Genomic DNA, 15,839 nt, shown 5'->3' on the forward strand with positions numbered 1-15,839 from the left:
GGAGCCAAGAACCCGATCCCATCTCGAACTCGGCCGTTAAACTCCTCAGCGCCGATGGTACTGTGTCTCAAGACCCGGGAGAGTAGGTCATTGCCGGGCCTGCCAAGGACAAACGCCTCTTTATGATGTTCGACCATGCTTCTCGCGGCGCCTTTTAAGCGCCGCGTTTGCATTTGTAAGCCTTGGGGCTGACAGATGCGCGAGATTGCCTGGATCGCCCGCGATCCAGGCCCGAATGGCGCGGGGTGGAGCAGCCCGGTAGCTCGTCAGGCTCATAACCTGAAGGTCACAGGTTCAAATCCTGTCCCCGCAACCAACGATCCCGAAAACCCTCGAACGGCTCGTCCGTCGAGGGTTTTTACTCGTCTGGAACCCGCCACAGCGACCCCACAAACTCAACGCCACTGCGCCCGCACCCGACACCACGCCGCCCAAACCAGACAAGTGCCGACAAAATAAGACGGAAGCAACAAAGACGCCGCGGCATTGATGCTACTTCCGTCTTCCGGCCGCGCATGAACCGCGCCTTCTGGCGTCACGCAGCCAAATCCAACGAAATGCCGCGCGCTGCTGCAAACTCGATGAGAGCGGATTCGCCGTCGACGCGATGGCGCTGATCGATCATCCAGCCACCACCATCCTGCACGACAATGTAGCCCCGCGCCTGTAGACGGGACACGAGAGCTTGAACTCCATTCGTCTCCGTCTTCGTGACACCGCGCTCGCGGATGAACCGATCAATGGCGGCTTGAGCAGCCAAAGCAAGATCGACGGCATCCGCGCGACTTGTCGCCTTCGCTTTGGCTTTCGCCTGAGCCATGACGCGTGCCGGATCCCGGCGGACGGACTTCCACCCTCCCCGTCCCGACACCTGAGCGGGCTCCGCGCTCACGTCCGCTTCCGGCCGCACGGCGGCGGGCGTATCCACCACGACGATCTTCGGGGTTGGAGCCGGTGGCGACAGCTGCACTCGGCGAGGAGCCGCAGCCTGAGACGCACCAGGCGCTGCGGAGCCAACTACCTTCCTGGGTACCGGCTTGGACGCTGCGCGTTTTGCGTTGATCGAAGTTATTTCTTTTTTGCCGACAGTTGATGCGTCATCGCGTACCCGAGGGTTCACGGATATGACCGCCTCGGCGCTCCTGGTTTCAACCTTCATACGCCCAGCTTCTGCAATCTGCTCGCCTTTGGCAGTCGCAATCTGCTTGCCGAGATCGGCAAGGCGCAGGTCAATGCGACGCTTCTCTGCGATGGCATCCGTCGCAGCCCTCACCATGCCTGCTTCCGCCTCCGAGACGGAGTTCTTCAAACGCGTTGACAGTGTGGCCTCAAGGCGCTTGAGAGCAAGCTCCAAAGCAGTGCGAAAGTCGACTGGCGCGGGAGGCGCTACGTGAGCGGGTTGCACCCTGTGTCCGGATTCTGCTGGTCTGACGGGAGCTGCCGTGCGTGCGGGTAGGATCGTCCTCTGTGGTACAGATTTTTGCGCTGCAGGCTTTGCCGCCTGCGGCCGAGACGTTTCGGATGCCGTAATTTTTGCAAGCTTCGAAAGATCTCTGACGCCGATCAATCCAAGATCCTGCATCTTCCAGCGAATCTGAGTCACGGTTCGCCCAAGCTCTTCCGCGATGCGCTTATCCGTCATGGGTGGATCAGATGACACTAAGGCGCGCAGGCGCGCCATGCTGGCCTCGTCCCATGGCTGATGGGGTTGGACGAGAGTACCGATCAGACGCGCTCTGGCATAGGTTGCAGGCACCGGTCTCCCGAGTTTCGCAGCAGTCACGGGTACAGGAACTTTTGCCGCTCTGTCCTGGCGCAGAATTTCGAGTTCTTCTTCCGTCCATACCCTGTTCACTTCAGGGTTCTCCTTCTTTCAGTGAGGCTGGGATCCCGGCGGTCCTGCATCACAGTCAAAAGGAGATGCGGAATGAGAGGAGGCCGCCGGTTTCAGCCGGCGACAATGAACGTCTATGCCGACTGTAAGGGGTAAGGCACCATGCTGATGGTGCCGATTGGTGGCAGGCCCATCGATTGCGGCGAGGGTGCGGATCCGAAATCAGGTCGCTGCTTCTGCTCGTACTTCAGCAGACGACGACTTCCGGCGAAGTCGAGACTTCGCCAGACTGGCCGGTGCGATATGATGGACTTGAAGTGCAAACGCATGGCAATTGTTCGATTTGGAACACGCCAGATCTGTAGTCAGCTTTCCTCGAAAACTCAACAACGCTTCTGTCGTTCAAGCCGAGCGGAGTGCCACAATTCTTCCATGCAATCATCTCAATTGGAATTGCCTGACGTGTGCATGACGAAGGCGATCACCGGAACGCTTGCGCCGGGGACTTGTAGAGCGGTGTTCCATATGCCATGCGGAATAGTCCGTTCACGCATTGCCGGAACGGACAATCTAGAACCAACAGCCGGCTTCAGCCGTTGCCTTGAGGCCGGCCGATCAGGTTCAGAGTGATCATAGACGTCGCCATCCGTTCCAACGAGTGAAATGCTTTTCTTGCTATGAAAGCCGAAACCTCAGAAAAGCCCTTCCGGATCGGCCGGTCCCTCACCGGCCTGGGCCTGTTTGCGACCGACGAAATCAAAAAGGGTGCGTTCATCATCGAGTATGTGGGCCCGCGCCTCTCACACGAAGAGGTCGGTCGCCGGCGAAGCACGCGCTATCTCTTCGAGGTCAATAGCCGCTGGACGATCGATGGATCGCCGCGGTGGAACATCGCTCGTTATATCAATCACTCCTGTCGCCCGAATGCCGAGGCCGTGGTGTCCCGAGGCCGGATCCGTATCAAAGCCGTCAAGCGTATCAGGCCGGGTGATGAAATTACCTATAACTATGGCCGAAACTATTTCGATACGTTTATTAAGCCGATCGGCTGCAAGTGCGGGGCCTGTATGGCTGCCCGTTCGAGGAAATAAGGACCCTGGTCTTCTGATGACGACTGCTCAATGAGCGATTTCGCCATTCGCGATGTTCGAGGGCCGCCGAGACCCTTGGGATGCCAGTAGTGCACCTAGACAGCGGAGAGGCGCAGCAGCTTTCCAGTCGTTACTTGATCATATCAGTGAAGGGAAATGCCAAGAGTGATAGAGTCAAGGACACTTCCCTCCGGACAGACGATGTTCAGGCTCCATCCGCTCCAGTCCTGAGGCTCATGCTCAGCGTCCTGCCTCAGATCGTTGATTACTTCCAAGGCGCAAGCTCGAGCGGTCTCGAGGTTGTTCACCTCGATCCCCGTATCGTCCGGGATAGTTTCTGCACCATTCACGAGGTGGAAGAAACAACGCATCGACAGATCCTTGGAGCCTTCACAATAAGGTACTGCCTGTAGCAGCAATCATCGACAACAGGAATGGAGCGCTAAGCCGAATCCTTTGGCCCGGCAGAGCTGTCATGGACATTCATGGGCTGAAGGCTCTCCAGAGACACCCAGCCGATGACCGGTTGGGGAACAGGAACAAGGTAGGCTTGATGAGCCTCTATCCGTTCTATCCTGCAGGAAATCGCTCTTTGATCGCCCGGCGGCCGATAGACGACGATCGTTCCAATTTGGAGCTGCTGCGTGTGAGCCCTATCCGTGGGCATCCCTCTCTCCGGCGCGGGCTCCTTCGAGTGCAAACCGGCATTCGCTGCGGCTCTGAAACGATCGAGGGCAGCGATCGCGACCCGAGCTCTATCTATATACCGCTCGCTGACAGCCCTTAGGATTGGCCCGGTGGTACGTCCGGGATACCACGAGGAGCCCCCCACCTTTGCAAGCTCCTGCGCGACCGCCTCAACTTCATCTTCCGTCATCTGTCGCCCCCAATTCCCAATAGAAAGGATAGCATGCTCAGCCATTGAGAAGATATTAACAGAACTCGACAACCGCCAAGAGGCAACACAAAAGAAAAGCAGCATAAAATACGCTTTGTACGAGGCTGATGCACCGACTGCATACTCTTCCCTTGCACCTTTTTTGATAAGCATTCCCTCGCATCCTGCACTCTTCCACGAGAAGCGGGTGCTTTGTATGGGGGGCAGTTAATCGCCGCAGCGCTGAGCAGAGGCTTATGTTCCCGCATGCAAGGATTACGCGCGACAGACCGCACGCGACACGAGCGCGTTCTCCGCAGCGAACCGGCTGACCGGCAAGAACAGTTCCCCCCGCTGCCGATGAGAGCCTCGCTTTCCAAACTCCGGTGAGAAGAGCACAAGACACGCAGCCCCCAGAGCTGGCGCTCCGGCTTCCAAAGCTAAACGGGCTGCGCCTCCCAACATGCCGAGTCGCCAGAAGGCTCTACCCTAGTCGTATAAGCCGCATCGCTTTGAGTCAGCGGGTCGACTGCGCGTCTCGACCAAGCGGCGGATCATGGATTGTCGCAAAAGCCTATTTCAACAGGTGCTTCTTCAGACATCGTTAACCGTGAAAGCTGGAAATGGGACCGACCGGATCCAATCACGGATCCTGCGCTAGACTCACAGAGTTCCCACGATAAGCCGATCCCATCGCACGATTTCGCGCAGGCACGATCCCCTATGCTCCGAACGATCCTTCTCATTCTACTCATTGCCGTATTCGCTTATATTTACAGAGCGGTTCTCTTCAGTCGCGCTCCGCTTCTCAGCAAGCTGAAGCGCATCCCGATCCAAGTGTCGATCTTCGCCATTCTGGCGCTTTCGGTGGTCAACGGGTTCCGTGGTGATCCGGAGACCTCCGGACCTGACCTATCCGCCGGGACGCACGGACCGGATATTGAAACGGCATCGGCAATTGCGGCGCCAGTCGCGCCGGAGCCTCTCCGCCCCGAGGATGCTGCTGCTGCCTGCGTCGAGCAGGCCCTGAATGAAGCCCGTGCCACGGATGACCTTGTCGCCCAAACCTGGCTGTCCTCGGTGGAAGGTTTCCTCGAAACGGCTCCAGGAGAAGTAACGGTTCAGTTTTCCGTAGGGCCGAGAGTTGGCCCCCCGAAGGGCCCTCAATGCCGTTCAGAGGCACGCCTGACATGTACTGTCAGTGGTCGAGACGTCAAACCCATTACGCCTGTTCACATGACCGGGGCCCAAATCGCCTGCTGATTGATGAGACTACCGAGCGGCACTCGGCGTGACCACTTCCGTATTTTCTCCGGGTCACGCACCAGGACGCAGGATAGCAACCAGGACCAGGATGATCCCGAGCAGAGACACAAGCCATACCAGTGTTCTGATATAGGGAATCCCGAAGGCATAAAGAGGCAGGTAGACGACGCGCGCCCAGAAATAGAGCACTGCCCCCCACCAGGTCAGAGCACCGTCTCGGCCAGCGACATGAGCGATGATGATGGCGGCGGCGATGACGGGCAAGGTCTCGAAGAGGTTTCTTTGGGCGCGCTGAAGGCGTCCTGTGATCTTCCCGACGGGTGGCCCTTCAGCGTCGCGCGCACTCACATTGTAGCTCACGCCGGTCTCGCCTGTGCGCAACATGGCAGGAAGGAGGATTTGGATGAGAGCAAGAACGAGCGTCCAGGCAAGACATGCAAGCTCGGTGGTCATGGCTACCGCTGGCTGACTGATGCCAAGGATCCATTATGGGGCGCTGGGGAAACCGGGCAATCAGGGGCCTCATGGCCTAACCACAATTGTCGACGCAACCTTTCATCACAGTCAGACGCAACCCCGACCGGCCCTCGGTTGCAGCTCTGAGGCCTGAGCCATTCGGCGAATGTCTCGATTAAGAGTTAGGCTCGGGCAAGGAGCGCCTCTCAACTCTCGGACTTCCCCGAGGCCTTTCGGAGAGCTGCATTGATGCGGTCCTGCCATCCGGGACCATCCTGCTGAAAAAATTCGAGCACATCCTGATCGATGCGTAATGTAACGGTCTCTTTCACGCCTGGGATCGGGGCCGCTTTGACGGGCCCTTCGACCGGTTTCGTTGTGACTTTCCTGAAGGCGGCCTCAGCAGCCTTCATGGGATCAACCGGCCGGCGTCCTCCTGGTGGTCTCGGCATGTTACGCTCCTATCGAGTATCGAGGCATGTTTGTTTCTCATCATACCACAAAGCCCGGTTCAGGTCAGATCAACTCGCAGTCCTCAGTTCCCTACCCCGCCTCTATCGACAGCATGCCCTGGAGCGGATCGGCGGCCTTCACGTTTTTTGTCACCACATACGTGAAATATCGCTCGATCCCTAAATCGAGCCTCAGCATCTTATCGATCAAGCGCTGGTAGGAATCGATATCCTCTGAGACGACCTTGAGAATGTAGTCGACGCCGCCACCTGTCGCATCGCAGGAGACGATAGCGGGTTCCTTGAGGACAACCGCCTCAAAGCGCTGGAAATCGGATTGCTGGTGGCTCTTGAGCATAATCTCGACAAGAACCGTTGTTCGGTGCGCCAGCTTGTCAGCGTTGATGCAGGCCGTGTAGCCGGTAATCACCCCATTTCTTTCAAGGCGGCTGAGACGCTCCCAGCAGGCCGTTGGCGACAGGTTGACGGCCTCGGCGAGCCGCAACTTGGTCATTCGGCCATCGCTCTGGAGGGCCGCGAGGATTTTCAGGTCGATTTTATCGAGTTTCATGACTATTCCAGAGCCCCAATACAATGTAATGATTACTCCATTGCAATCGCTTGAGACAATCCTATGCGTGAGCTGCCTCGCCCCCGGGCTGATCGGGATGCCTTCATCCACTCTGCGGAAGGGCCCGTCGTGGATTGGCGGCCGACACTGACGAAGCGCAAGGGGGTCACGAAGCACAGGCTTCTGACGGAGCGGATCATTGCGGATATCGATGCGGAGATCCTGCCGGCCCATGCGCGCATGCCGACCCATCGAGACCTGGCGCGGCAGCTCGGGGTGTCGGTGCAGACGGTGAGCCTCAGCTACAAGGAGGCCGAGCGGCGCGGCTACCTGCGGGGCGAGGTCGGCCGGGGCACCTTCGTCCGCAGCCGGGTCACGGAGAAGGCGGACCGCTTCATGCTCGACCGGGACCCGGGCGAGATCGTCGACCTCTCCATCGTCAGGGCGATCTACACCGAGGCCCACGAGGACGCGTCCCGGGCGGTCCTGCGCCAGCTCGCCCAGGGGGACACCAGCGCCTTCATGCGCCCGTGCCGCCCCATCGCCGGGCTGGAGCGCCACCGGGCCGCGGCGCAGGGCTGGCTCCGGGGCCTCGGCGTCGAGGCCGCGACGGACCGCATCCTGATCACCAACGGGGCGGCCCACGGCCTGTTCCTGGCGGTCGCCGCCATCGTCCGCCCCGGCGAGATCGTGCTGACCGAGAACCTGACGGATCACGGCATCATCGGGCTTTCCAACGTGCTGGGCTTCACCCTGCGCGGCCTGCCCACCGACCGGGAGGGCATCCTCGCGGAGGCGTTCGAGGAGGCCTGCGCGGCCGGCGGCGTCACGGCCCTGGTCCTCGTCCCGACCCTGGGCAATCCGACGAGCCACGTCATGGGCGCCGAACGGCGGAAAGCCGTCGCGGAGGTCGCCCGCCGCTACGGCGTCTTCGTCGTGGAGGACGAGGTCTACAAGCCCCTCCTGGAGACGCCGCTCCCCTCCTTCACCGAGCTCCTTCCCGACCTCGGCTTCTTCGTGACGAGCTTCACGAAATCGGTCCTGACCGGCCTGCGGGTCGGCTACCTGGTGGTGCCTTCGCAATACACGATCCGGGTCGCGAGCATCATGCGCGTGACGTCGTGGAGCGCCACGAACCTGCCGGCGGAACTCGCGACCCTGTGGGTCGAGGACGGCACCGCCCAGGGGCTCATCGCCTTGCAGCGCAAGGAGGTCCGGGCGCGGCAGGCCCTGGTGGCGGAGGTCCTCAAGGACCACCTCGCCCAGACCCATCCCCTGTCGCTCTGCGCCTGGCTGAGGGTGCCGCCCCGGTGGACCGAGGACGGCCTCGTGCGGATGCTCGCCCAGAAGAACATCGCCGTGACGCCCTCCGACCCGTTCCGGTCGGGCGACGACAGCCCCGGCGGCATCCGCATCTGCATCGGCGGACGCCTGTCCCACGCGACGCTCGGCCGCTCGCTGCAGGCCATCGCCGAGACGTTCGATCAATTGCCGCCCGTGTTCGACGCGGGCACCATCGCATAAACGTGCGCGTAAACGCGCGCCAAGGCGTCGTATTTGCGCCCGAAGCACGCGCATCGCCGCCGCGGACCGCGCGTAGAAACGCGCCTCGCCTCCGTCGATCCGCCGCATCCGCGCGTATAATTGTTTCATGACAATATAAACATTGACATGAAACTTGGTGCGCCACACCATCGCTTTGTCCTGACAAGAGGTGATGGATGCACGCGGTCCACGTAAGGATTACCGGTCCCGGAACAGGTCAATGTGAGGCCTGGAGCGCAGGCCCCGCCCCGACCGCTCCCCGCCGCCTCGTCGCAGGGAGCTCCCGGCCATGACCACGGTGGGGCTCGACAGGATCGTGGAGGCGCAGGGCCGCATCGCCGGCCGCATCCGGCCCACCCCGCTGGTCTCGTCCCCGAGCCTCTCCGCCCGTTGCGGCGCTCCCGTCTCCCTCAAGCTCGAAAATCATCAGCTCACCGGCAGCTTCAAGCTGCGCGGCGCGACGAACGCGGTTCTTTCGCTCAACGACGAAGCGCGGCGGCGCGGCCTCGTGACGGCCTCGACCGGCAATCACGGCCGCGCGCTTGCCCACGCGGCGCAGGCCGAGGGCGTGCGGGCGGTGATCTGCATGTCGGCGCTGGTGCCCGCCAACAAGGTCGACGCGGTGCGCGCGCTCGGCGCCGAGGTGCGCATCGTCGGCCGCTCGCAGGATGACGCGCAGGAAGAGGTCGACCGCCTCGTGCGCGAGGAGGGCCTCACGGCCATCCCGCCCTTCGATCATGCGGACGTCATCGCGGGCCAGGGCACGATCGGCCTGGAGATCGCAGACGCCCGCCCCGACACCGAACTCGTCCTCGTGCCCCTCTCCGGCGGCGGATTGGCGGCGGGCGTCGCAGCCGCCGTCAAGGGCAGGCTCCCGCGGGCGCGGGTGATCGGCGTCTCCATGGCGCGCGGAGCGGCCATGCACGCGAGCCTCCAGGCGGGAAAGCCCGTCCTCGTGGAGGAACTGGAAACGCTCGCCGATTCGCTCGGCGGCGGCATCGGCCTGGAGAACCGCCACACCTTCGCGATGTGCCGCGACCTGCTCGATGACGTCGTCCTGCTGTCGGAGGAGGAGATCGCCGAAGGCATCCGCCACGCTTTCGCTCAAGAAGGCGAGACGGTGGAGGGAGCGGGCGCGGTCGGAATCGCGGCGCTCCTGGCGGGCAAGGTCGCCGTGAGAGGCCCGACCGTCGCCCTGGTCTCGGGACGCAACATCGACGAGGCGCTGCATGCGCGCATCGTGAACGCCTCGGCACAAGCCGCAGAAGGGGGAAGCCGGTGACTGAAATGCTCGTGCTCACGGAACCGGACCTGCGCAAAATCGTGCGACTCGATTCGAGCGCCGTGGACTGCGTCGAGGAGGCCTTCGCGGCGCTCGCAACCCGGCCCGTCGTGATGCCGCCGATCCTGCGCCTCGACATCGTCGAGCAGCGCGGCGAGGTCGACGTGAAGACCGCCTATGTGCCCGGCCTCGAGGGTTTCGCCATCAAGGTGAGCCCGGGCTTCTTCGACAACCCGAAGCTCGGCCTGCCGAGCCTCAACGGGCTGATGATCCTGTTCAGCACCAAGACCGGCCTCGTCCAGGCGCTGCTGCTCGACAACGGCTACCTCACGGACGTGCGCACCGCCGCCGCAGGAGCCGTGGCCGCCAGGCACCTGTCGCGGCAGGATGCGCAGAAGGCCGCGATCTTCGGATCCGGAATCCAGGCCCGCCTGCAACTGGAGGCCCTCACGCTCGTGCGGCCGATCCGGCAGGCGCGCATCTGGGCGCGGGATGCCGCCAAGGCCGAGGCGGCGGCGCGCGACCTCACGGCCTCCCTCGGCATCGATGTCGAAGCCGTCCGCGATCCGGAAGCCGCCTGCGCGGACGCGGACATCATCGTCACGACGACGCCCGCCGAACAACCGATTCTGAAGGCGGAGTGGCTGCGCCCCGGCCAGCACGTCACGGCCATGGGCTCCGATTCCGAGCACAAGAACGAGATCGATCCCGCGATCCTGGCCCGCGCCCGCTACATCGCCGACAGCGTGGCGCAGACGCGCCGCCTCGGCGAACTGCACCATGCCATCAAGACGGGCCTGATCGAAGCCGGCCGCTCCTTCCCTGAACTGGGGCAGGTCATCGCCGGACAGGCGCCGGGCCGAACCGATCCCGAGGAGATCACCCTCTGCGATCTCACCGGAACGGGCGTGCAGGACACCGCCATCGCCACCCTGGCCCATGCCCGCGCCCGTCAGGCCGGAGCGGGCCGATCCATCGACACCAAGAAACCAACGGGAGACCTTCTGTGAGCGCGCCCAATCTCAATTTCAGCCGAGCGGAATATGCCGAGCGCCTCGCCAAGACGCGAAAGGCGATGGAACAAGCCGGGATCGATCTCCTGATCGTCACCGATCCGTCCAACATGCACTGGCTGACGGGCTACGACGGCTGGTCGTTCTACGTGCATCAATGCGTGCTGGTGCCCCCGGACGGCGAGCCGATCTGGTTCGGCCGGGGCCAGGACGCCAACGGCGCGAAGCGCACCGCCTATCTCGCCTACGACAACATCATCGGCTATCCCGACCATTACGTGCAGTCGACGGAGCGCCATCCGATGGACTACCTGTCGGGCATCATCGAGGCGCGCGGCTGGGACAAGGGCGTCATCGCGGTCGAGATGGACAATTACTATTTCTCGGCGGCCGCCTTCCTGTCGCTGACGAAGCATCTGCCGAACGCCACGTTCAAGGATTCCCTGTCGCTCGTGAACTGGCAGCGCGCGGTCAAGAGCGCGACCGAGATCGACTACATGCGCAAGGCTGGCCGCATCGTCGAGGCGATGCACCGGCGCATTCTGGAGACGGTCGAGCCGGGCCTGCGCAAATGCGATCTCGTGGCCGAGATCTACGATGCGGGCCTGCGCGGCGTCGACGGCTACGGCGGCGATTATCCGGCCATCGTGCCGCTCCTGCCCTCGGGCGAGGAGGCTTCGGCCCCGCACCTGACCTGGGACGACCGCCCGATGCAGAAGGGCGAGGGCACGTTCTTCGAGATTGCGGGCTGCTACAAGCGCTACCACTGCCCGCTCTCGCGCACCGTCTTCCTAGGCAAGCCGACACAGGCGTTCCTCGACGCCGAGAAGGCCGTGCTGGAAGGCATGGAGGAGGGCCTCGCCGCCGCGAAGCCCGGCAATGCCTGCGAGGACATCGCCAACGCGTTCTTCGCGGTTCTCAAGCGCTACGGCATCGTGAAGGACAACCGCACCGGCTATCCCATCGGCCTGAGCTATCCGCCGGATTGGGGCGAGCGCACCATGAGCCTGCGCCCCGGCGACAAAACCGAGCTGAAGCCCGGCATGACGTTCCACTTCATGACGGGGCTGTGGCTGGAAAACATGGGCCTGGAGATCACCGAGAGCATTCTCATCACCGAAACGGGCGTGGAATGCCTCTCCAACGTGCCGCGCCAGCTCTTCGTGAAGCCATGAACGTGCACGCCCCGATCCAGCGCCCCTCCCCGATCAGCCCCAGCGTCGATTTCGACGCTGACGGCGTGCAGCACGGGTTCCTGCGCCTGCCCTACAGCAGGGACGATTCGGCCTGGGGCTCCGTGATGATCCCGATCACGGTGGTCAAGCGCGGCGACGGGCCGACGGCGCTTCTCACCGGCGGCAACCACGGCGACGAATACGAGGGGCCGGTGGCCCTGTTCGATCTCGCCCGCACGCTTCGCGCCGATGCGGTCCAGGGCCGCGTCATCATCGTGCCTGCGATGAACTATCCGGCGTTCCGGGCGGGGACGCGGACGTCGCCGATCGATCGCGGCAACCTCAACCGGAGCTTCCCCGGCCGCCCCGACGGCACGGTGACGGAGAAGATCGCCGATTACTTCCAGCGTCATCTTCTGCCGCTCGCCGACATCGTCCTCGATTTCCATTCGGGCGGGCGCACCCTCGACTTCCTGCCCTATGCGGCCGCGCACGAACTGCCCGACAAGGCGCAGGAGAAGCGCTGCTTCGATGCGGTCGCGGCCTTCGCGGCGCCCTATTCGATGCGGATGATCGAGATCGACGCGGTGGGCATGTACGACACCGCCGCGGAAGAGATGGGCAAGGTGTTCGTCACCACGGAGCTTTCGGGCGGCGGCACGGCCTCGGCGAGAACAATCGGCATCGCCAAGCGCGGCGTCATGAACGTGCTCAAGCATGCGGGGATCGTCGCGGGCGAGCCGGACACCGGGCCGACGCGCTGGCTCGACATGCCGTCGGCCGATTGCTTCCGCTTCGCGGAGGACGACGGCCTCATGGAACCTTGCGTCGATCTCGGCGATCCTGTCCGCAAGGGCGACGTGATCGCCAGGATTCACCCCGTCGGGCGCACGGGACAGGCTCCGGCCGAATACCGGGCGGCCCTCGACGGCATTCTCGCCGCCCGGCATTTCCCGGGCCTCATCAAGACCGGCGATTGCCTCGCCGTTGTCGCAACCGTGGAGGAGGACACCTAAACCCGACCGCCAGCGACATCGCTGCAAGCCGGATCAACCGGCACGCGGAGATCGGAGCATCGACCGTGGAACGATGCTCGAAACCAAAAAGTCGAAGCATCGGATGTGGGCTCGACATCACATCCGGCTTGAGAACACCAGAGGAGAAGAACAGATGAAGACCATGATCCGTTACGGCGTCGCCGCTCTCGCTCTCGCAGCCGCCATCGGGGGAGCGCAGGCGCTCACCCTCGAAGAGGTGAAGAGCGCCGGATACATCCAGGGCGCGACGGCGAACGAAGTGCCCTACGGCTACATGAAGGAAGACGGCACGGCCGCGGGCATCGGCCCCGATGTGGCCATCGCGGTCTTCAAGCGCATGGGCGTCAACGAGGTGAACTGGACCGTGACGCCGTTCGGCACGCTCATTCCCGGCCTGAAGGCCCGCCGCTTCGCCTTCGCGGCCGCCGAGCAGAACATCTCGCCCGAGCGCTGCAAGCAGGTGGCGTTCACCGAGCCGAATTCCAGCTACGGCGAAGGCCTGCTCGTGAAGAAGGGCAACCCGAAGAAGCTGACCACCTATGCGGATATCGCCAAGGATCCGTCCCTCAAGGTGGCGGTCGTCTCGGGCGCCAACAACATCGACTTCCTGCGCGCCGTCGGCGTGAAGGACGACCAGATCGTCATCATCCAGGCTAATGCCGACGCGCCCGCGACGGTGCAGTCCCGCGTGGACGCCTATGCGGCGACCGAGCTCACCGTCTCCAAGCTCGCCGAAGGCAGCGAAGGCGTGGAGCAGGTGAAGCCCTTCACCGACCCGATCGTCAACGGCAAGCCGGTGCGCAACTATGGCGGCTTCGCGTTCCGTCTCGAGGACAAGGAGCTTCACGACGCGTTCAACAAGGCGCTCGTGGAATTCCGCAAGACCGAGGATTACCGGAAGATCCTCACCTCCTATGGCCTGAGCGACGAGAGCATCAAGGCCGCGGCGGCGAAGTCCGTCGCCGACCTCTGCGCTGGAAAGTAATCCGGCATCGTTCGAACCGCCCGGCGGAGCATGGCTTCGCCGGGTGGACAACCCGTCAGGAGTTTCGACGATGACATGGACGCAATATCTCGTCCCCCTCCTGAAGGGGGCGCAGGTGACGGTGACGATCTCCCTCGCATCGATCGCCCTCGGCGCGATCCTGGCCTTCGCCGCCGGCATCGCGCGCACGTCGAGCAACCGGATTCTGTCCGGCATCGCCTTCGTCTATATCGTGCTGTTTCGCGGCACGCCGCTGCTCGTGCAGCTGTTCTGGTTCTATTACGCGCTGCCGCTGATCGGGATCTCCTTCGATCCGATCACGACGGGCATCATGACCCTGTCGCTGCTCACCGGCGCCTTCGGGGCCGAGGTGGTGCGCGGCGCCCTGCTCGCCGTGCCGCAAACGCAGCTCGAAGCCGCGCGGGCGCTCAACTTCAGCAAGACCTACACGCTCTGGCATATCTCGATGCCCCAGGCGATCATCGAGATGATGCCGGCCTTCGGCAATCTCGCGATCCAGAACCTCAAGGACACGGCTTTGGTCTCGCTGATCTCCATCGCCGACATGACCTTTCAGGCGCAGTCCGTGCGCAACATCACCCTCGACAGCGCGACGGTCTATACCCTCACCCTGGCCGGCTATTTCATCATTGCCCTGTGCATGATGCTGGCCGTGCGCTTCATCGAGATGAAGCTGCGGCGCGGACCGGCCTTTCCCCGGAGCGCCCATTCATGATGTACGGTTACGCCTGGGATACGACGACGCCGCTGACCTTCGCGCTGTCCATTCTGCCGATCCTCGGGATCGGCCTTCTGGTCACGCTTCAGGCGGCGGCGGTCGGCTACGCCATCGCCCTCGTTCTCGGCCTCGTGCTGGCGCTTCTGCGCCGCAGCCGGTTCAAGGTCATTTCCTGGTCGGTGGCGGGCTTCACCGAGTTCGTCCGCGACACGCCGCTGCTCGTCCAGCTCTTCTTCCTCTATTACGTGCTGCCGGATTTCGGCATCGTGCTTCCGGCCTTCATGACCGGAGCGCTGGCGCTCGGGCTGCAATATTCGGCCTATACGTCGGAGGTCTATCGCGGGGGCATCGACGCGGTGCCGCGCGGGCAATGGGAGGCGGCGACCGCCCTCAACCTGACGCGGCTGAGGACCTACCGCGACATCGTGGTGCCGCAGATGATCCCGCGCATCGTGCCGGCTATGGGCAACTACCTCGTGTCGATGCTGAAAGAAACGCCGGTCCTCTCCGTCGTGACCGTGCTCGACATGCTGGGGCTCGCCAACATGATCGGCGAGCGCACCTTCGAATATCTCGTGCCGCTCTCCATGGTCGGCCTCATTTTCCTGCCGATGACGCTCATCTGCTCGGCCCTCATCTACCTGATCGAGAGAGCCCTGCCCAAAAGTGGGATTCCCCTGCGATGACACCGATTATCCGCTTCGAGAACGTCACCAAGCGCTTCGGCGCGCTGACCGTTTTGGACAATTTCAACTTCGAGGTCCAGCGCGGCGAGAAGGTGACCCTCATCGGCCCGTCGGGCTCCGGCAAGTCGACGGTCCTGCGCATCCTGATGACGCTGGAGCCCTTCCAGGAGGGCCATCTGGAGATCGACGGGATCAGCTATCACGAGCCCAACGGACACGGCCCGTTCAAGGCGAGCGAGAAGCACCTTCACACCATCCGCGCCAATGTCGGCATGGTGTTCCAGAGCTTCAACCTGTTCCCGCACATGACGGTGCTGCGCAACATCGTGGAGGCCCCCGTCGCGGTCCTGAAGATGAAACGCGAGGAGGCCGAGAGCCGCGCCACCGAATTGCTGCGCATGGTCGGCCTCTACGACAAGAAGGACCATTTCCCGAGCCAGCTCTCCGGCGGCCAGCAGCAGCGCGTCGCCATCGCCCGCGCCCTCGCCATGCGCCCGCGCGTGCTCCTGTTCGACGAGCCCACCTCCGCCCTCGACCCGCAGCTCGTCGGCGAGGTGCTCGGCGTCATCCGCAACCTCGCGCAGGAGCACGACCTGACCATGCTCCTCGTCACGCACGAGATGCGCTTCGCCCGCGAGGTGTCGGACCGCGTCTGCTTCTTCGACAAGGGCCGCATCGTGGAGCAGGGCGACCCGGAACTGCTGTTCAGCAACCCGCAGCAGCCGCGCACCCGCGAGTTCCTGAGCTCGATCCTCGGCGAGCAGCCGCCCGCCGCGGCGCGAGAAAGTCTCCGGTCGGTGCCGTGAAAAACAGAGAGAGTCTCGGCCTCC

The 15,839-nt window shown here is 63.3% G+C and carries 16 protein-coding genes, 1 tRNA gene and 1 rRNA gene; 12 read left to right on the forward strand and 6 right to left on the reverse strand.

Annotated elements, in window-relative coordinates; all coding sequences use genetic code 11:
* Together rrf and ACS5Q0_RS03840 are read left to right on the forward strand one after the other, a co-directional pair.
* Positions 1 to 99 (forward strand): 5S ribosomal RNA (gene rrf / locus ACS5Q0_RS03835); the annotation flags it as partial.
* Positions 100 to 239: 140 nt separating this feature from the next.
* Positions 240 to 316 (forward strand) — tRNA-Met (locus ACS5Q0_RS03840).
* A gap of 219 nt (positions 317 to 535) precedes the next feature.
* On the opposite strand, the gene ACS5Q0_RS03845 is transcribed toward ACS5Q0_RS03840, so the two are convergent.
* Positions 536 to 1,681 carry a hypothetical protein gene (locus ACS5Q0_RS03845; protein ID WP_473125279.1) on the reverse strand — a complete coding sequence of 382 codons (1,146 nt, stop codon included), beginning with the start codon at positions 1,679 to 1,681 and terminating at the stop codon, positions 536 to 538.
* Positions 1,682 to 2,511: 830 nt separating this feature from the next.
* On the opposite strand from ACS5Q0_RS03845, the gene ACS5Q0_RS03850 reads away from it, so the two are divergent.
* On the forward strand, positions 2,512 to 2,925 hold the full coding sequence (locus tag ACS5Q0_RS03850) for an SET domain-containing protein (protein WP_473125280.1): 414 nt from the start codon (positions 2,512 to 2,514) through the stop codon (positions 2,923 to 2,925).
* A gap of 143 nt (positions 2,926 to 3,068) precedes the next feature.
* On the opposite strand, the gene ACS5Q0_RS03855 is transcribed toward ACS5Q0_RS03850, so the two are convergent.
* The 5 genes from ACS5Q0_RS03855 to ACS5Q0_RS03875 form a co-directional block, all read right to left on the reverse strand.
* Positions 3,069 to 3,296 (reverse strand): DUF6894 family protein, encoded by a 228-nt coding sequence (locus ACS5Q0_RS03855; RefSeq protein WP_473125281.1) that lies wholly within the window; start codon positions 3,294 to 3,296, stop codon positions 3,069 to 3,071.
* A gap of 71 nt (positions 3,297 to 3,367) precedes the next feature.
* Complete coding sequence (locus ACS5Q0_RS03860; RefSeq protein WP_473125282.1) at positions 3,368 to 3,976, reverse strand: hypothetical protein; 609 nt, start codon at positions 3,974 to 3,976, stop codon at positions 3,368 to 3,370.
* 1,143 nt (positions 3,977 to 5,119) lie between these two features.
* A complete protein-coding gene (locus tag ACS5Q0_RS03865) occupies positions 5,120 to 5,521 on the reverse strand; it encodes an MAPEG family protein (RefSeq protein WP_473125283.1) in 402 nt (133 codons plus the stop codon).
* A gap of 209 nt (positions 5,522 to 5,730) precedes the next feature.
* Complete coding sequence (locus ACS5Q0_RS03870; RefSeq protein WP_473125284.1) at positions 5,731 to 5,976, reverse strand: BrnA antitoxin family protein; 246 nt, start codon at positions 5,974 to 5,976, stop codon at positions 5,731 to 5,733.
* A 91-nt stretch (positions 5,977 to 6,067) separates the two neighbouring features.
* On the reverse strand, positions 6,068 to 6,547 hold the full coding sequence (locus ACS5Q0_RS03875; protein ID WP_473125494.1) for an Lrp/AsnC family transcriptional regulator: 480 nt from the start codon (positions 6,545 to 6,547) through the stop codon (positions 6,068 to 6,070).
* Positions 6,548 to 6,676: 129 nt separating this feature from the next.
* On the opposite strand from ACS5Q0_RS03875, the gene ehuR reads away from it, so the two are divergent.
* The 9 genes from ehuR (at position 6,677) to ehuA (ending at position 15,815) form a co-directional block, all read left to right on the forward strand.
* Positions 6,677 to 8,071, forward strand: coding sequence for a MocR-like ectoine utilization transcription factor EhuR (gene ehuR, locus ACS5Q0_RS03880; protein WP_473125495.1), 1,395 nt, complete (start codon positions 6,677 to 6,679; stop codon positions 8,069 to 8,071).
* 310 nt (positions 8,072 to 8,381) lie between these two features.
* Entirely contained in the window at positions 8,382 to 9,374 is a 993-nt protein-coding gene (gene eutB, locus ACS5Q0_RS03885; RefSeq protein WP_473125285.1) for a hydroxyectoine utilization dehydratase EutB, read from the forward strand.
* Positions 9,371 to 10,384, forward strand: coding sequence for an ectoine utilization protein EutC (gene eutC, locus ACS5Q0_RS03890; RefSeq protein ID WP_473125286.1), 1,014 nt, complete (start codon positions 9,371 to 9,373; stop codon positions 10,382 to 10,384). The genes eutB and eutC overlap by 4 nt, the downstream gene beginning before the upstream one ends.
* Complete coding sequence (gene doeA, locus ACS5Q0_RS03895) at positions 10,381 to 11,562, forward strand: ectoine hydrolase DoeA (RefSeq protein ID WP_473125287.1); 1,182 nt, start codon at positions 10,381 to 10,383, stop codon at positions 11,560 to 11,562. The genes eutC and doeA overlap by 4 nt, the downstream gene beginning before the upstream one ends.
* Positions 11,559 to 12,578: a N(2)-acetyl-L-2,4-diaminobutanoate deacetylase DoeB gene (gene doeB, locus ACS5Q0_RS03900; protein ID WP_473125288.1), complete on the forward strand. Its 1,020-nt coding sequence runs from the start codon at positions 11,559 to 11,561 to the stop codon at positions 12,576 to 12,578. Before doeA ends, doeB begins: the two co-directional genes overlap by 4 nt.
* Positions 12,579 to 12,741: 163 nt before the next feature.
* Positions 12,742 to 13,584, forward strand: a complete 843-nt coding sequence (ehuB, locus tag ACS5Q0_RS03905; protein ID WP_473125496.1) for an ectoine/hydroxyectoine ABC transporter substrate-binding protein EhuB — start codon at positions 12,742 to 12,744, stop codon at positions 13,582 to 13,584.
* 70 nt (positions 13,585 to 13,654) lie between these two features.
* On the forward strand, positions 13,655 to 14,320 hold the full coding sequence (gene ehuC, locus ACS5Q0_RS03910; protein ID WP_473125289.1) for an ectoine/hydroxyectoine ABC transporter permease subunit EhuC: 666 nt from the start codon (positions 13,655 to 13,657) through the stop codon (positions 14,318 to 14,320).
* Positions 14,317 to 15,009: an ectoine/hydroxyectoine ABC transporter permease subunit EhuD gene (ehuD, locus tag ACS5Q0_RS03915; RefSeq protein ID WP_473125290.1), complete on the forward strand. Its 693-nt coding sequence runs from the start codon at positions 14,317 to 14,319 to the stop codon at positions 15,007 to 15,009. Before ehuC ends, ehuD begins: the two co-directional genes overlap by 4 nt.
* Entirely contained in the window at positions 15,006 to 15,815 is an 810-nt protein-coding gene (gene ehuA / locus ACS5Q0_RS03920) for an ectoine/hydroxyectoine ABC transporter ATP-binding protein EhuA (RefSeq protein WP_473125291.1), read from the forward strand. The genes ehuD and ehuA overlap by 4 nt, the downstream gene beginning before the upstream one ends.
* Positions 15,816 to 15,839: the final 24 nt, after the last annotated feature.

The organism is Microvirga sp. HS2 (assembly GCF_055792805.1).

Bases quoted from the DNA above. Each gene is read 5' to 3' on its own strand.
- ACS5Q0_RS03845 (WP_473125279.1), bottom strand. From the start codon at position 1,681: ATGGCGCGCCTGCGCGCCTTAGTGTCATCTGATCCACCCATGACGGAT.
- ACS5Q0_RS03850 (WP_473125280.1), top strand. From the start codon at position 2,512: ATGAAAGCCGAAACCTCAGAAAAGCCCTTCCGGATCGGCCGGTCCCTC.
- ACS5Q0_RS03855 (WP_473125281.1), bottom strand. From the start codon at position 3,296: ATGCGTTGTTTCTTCCACCTCGTGAATGGTGCAGAAACTATCCCGGAC.
- ACS5Q0_RS03860 (WP_473125282.1), bottom strand. From the start codon at position 3,976: ATGCTTATCAAAAAAGGTGCAAGGGAAGAGTATGCAGTCGGTGCATCA.
- ACS5Q0_RS03865 (WP_473125283.1), bottom strand. From the start codon at position 5,521: ATGACCACCGAGCTTGCATGTCTTGCCTGGACGCTCGTTCTTGCTCTC.
- ACS5Q0_RS03870 (WP_473125284.1), bottom strand. From the start codon at position 5,976: ATGCCGAGACCACCAGGAGGACGCCGGCCGGTTGATCCCATGAAGGCT.
- ACS5Q0_RS03875 (WP_473125494.1), bottom strand. From the start codon at position 6,547: ATGAAACTCGATAAAATCGACCTGAAAATCCTCGCGGCCCTCCAGAGC.
- eutB (WP_473125285.1), top strand. From the start codon at position 8,382: ATGACCACGGTGGGGCTCGACAGGATCGTGGAGGCGCAGGGCCGCATC.
- doeB (WP_473125288.1), top strand. From the start codon at position 11,559: ATGAACGTGCACGCCCCGATCCAGCGCCCCTCCCCGATCAGCCCCAGC.
- ehuB (WP_473125496.1), top strand. From the start codon at position 12,742: ATGATCCGTTACGGCGTCGCCGCTCTCGCTCTCGCAGCCGCCATCGGG.
- ehuC (WP_473125289.1), top strand. From the start codon at position 13,655: ATGACATGGACGCAATATCTCGTCCCCCTCCTGAAGGGGGCGCAGGTG.
- ehuD (WP_473125290.1), top strand. From the start codon at position 14,317: ATGATGTACGGTTACGCCTGGGATACGACGACGCCGCTGACCTTCGCG.
- ehuA (WP_473125291.1), top strand. From the start codon at position 15,006: ATGACACCGATTATCCGCTTCGAGAACGTCACCAAGCGCTTCGGCGCG.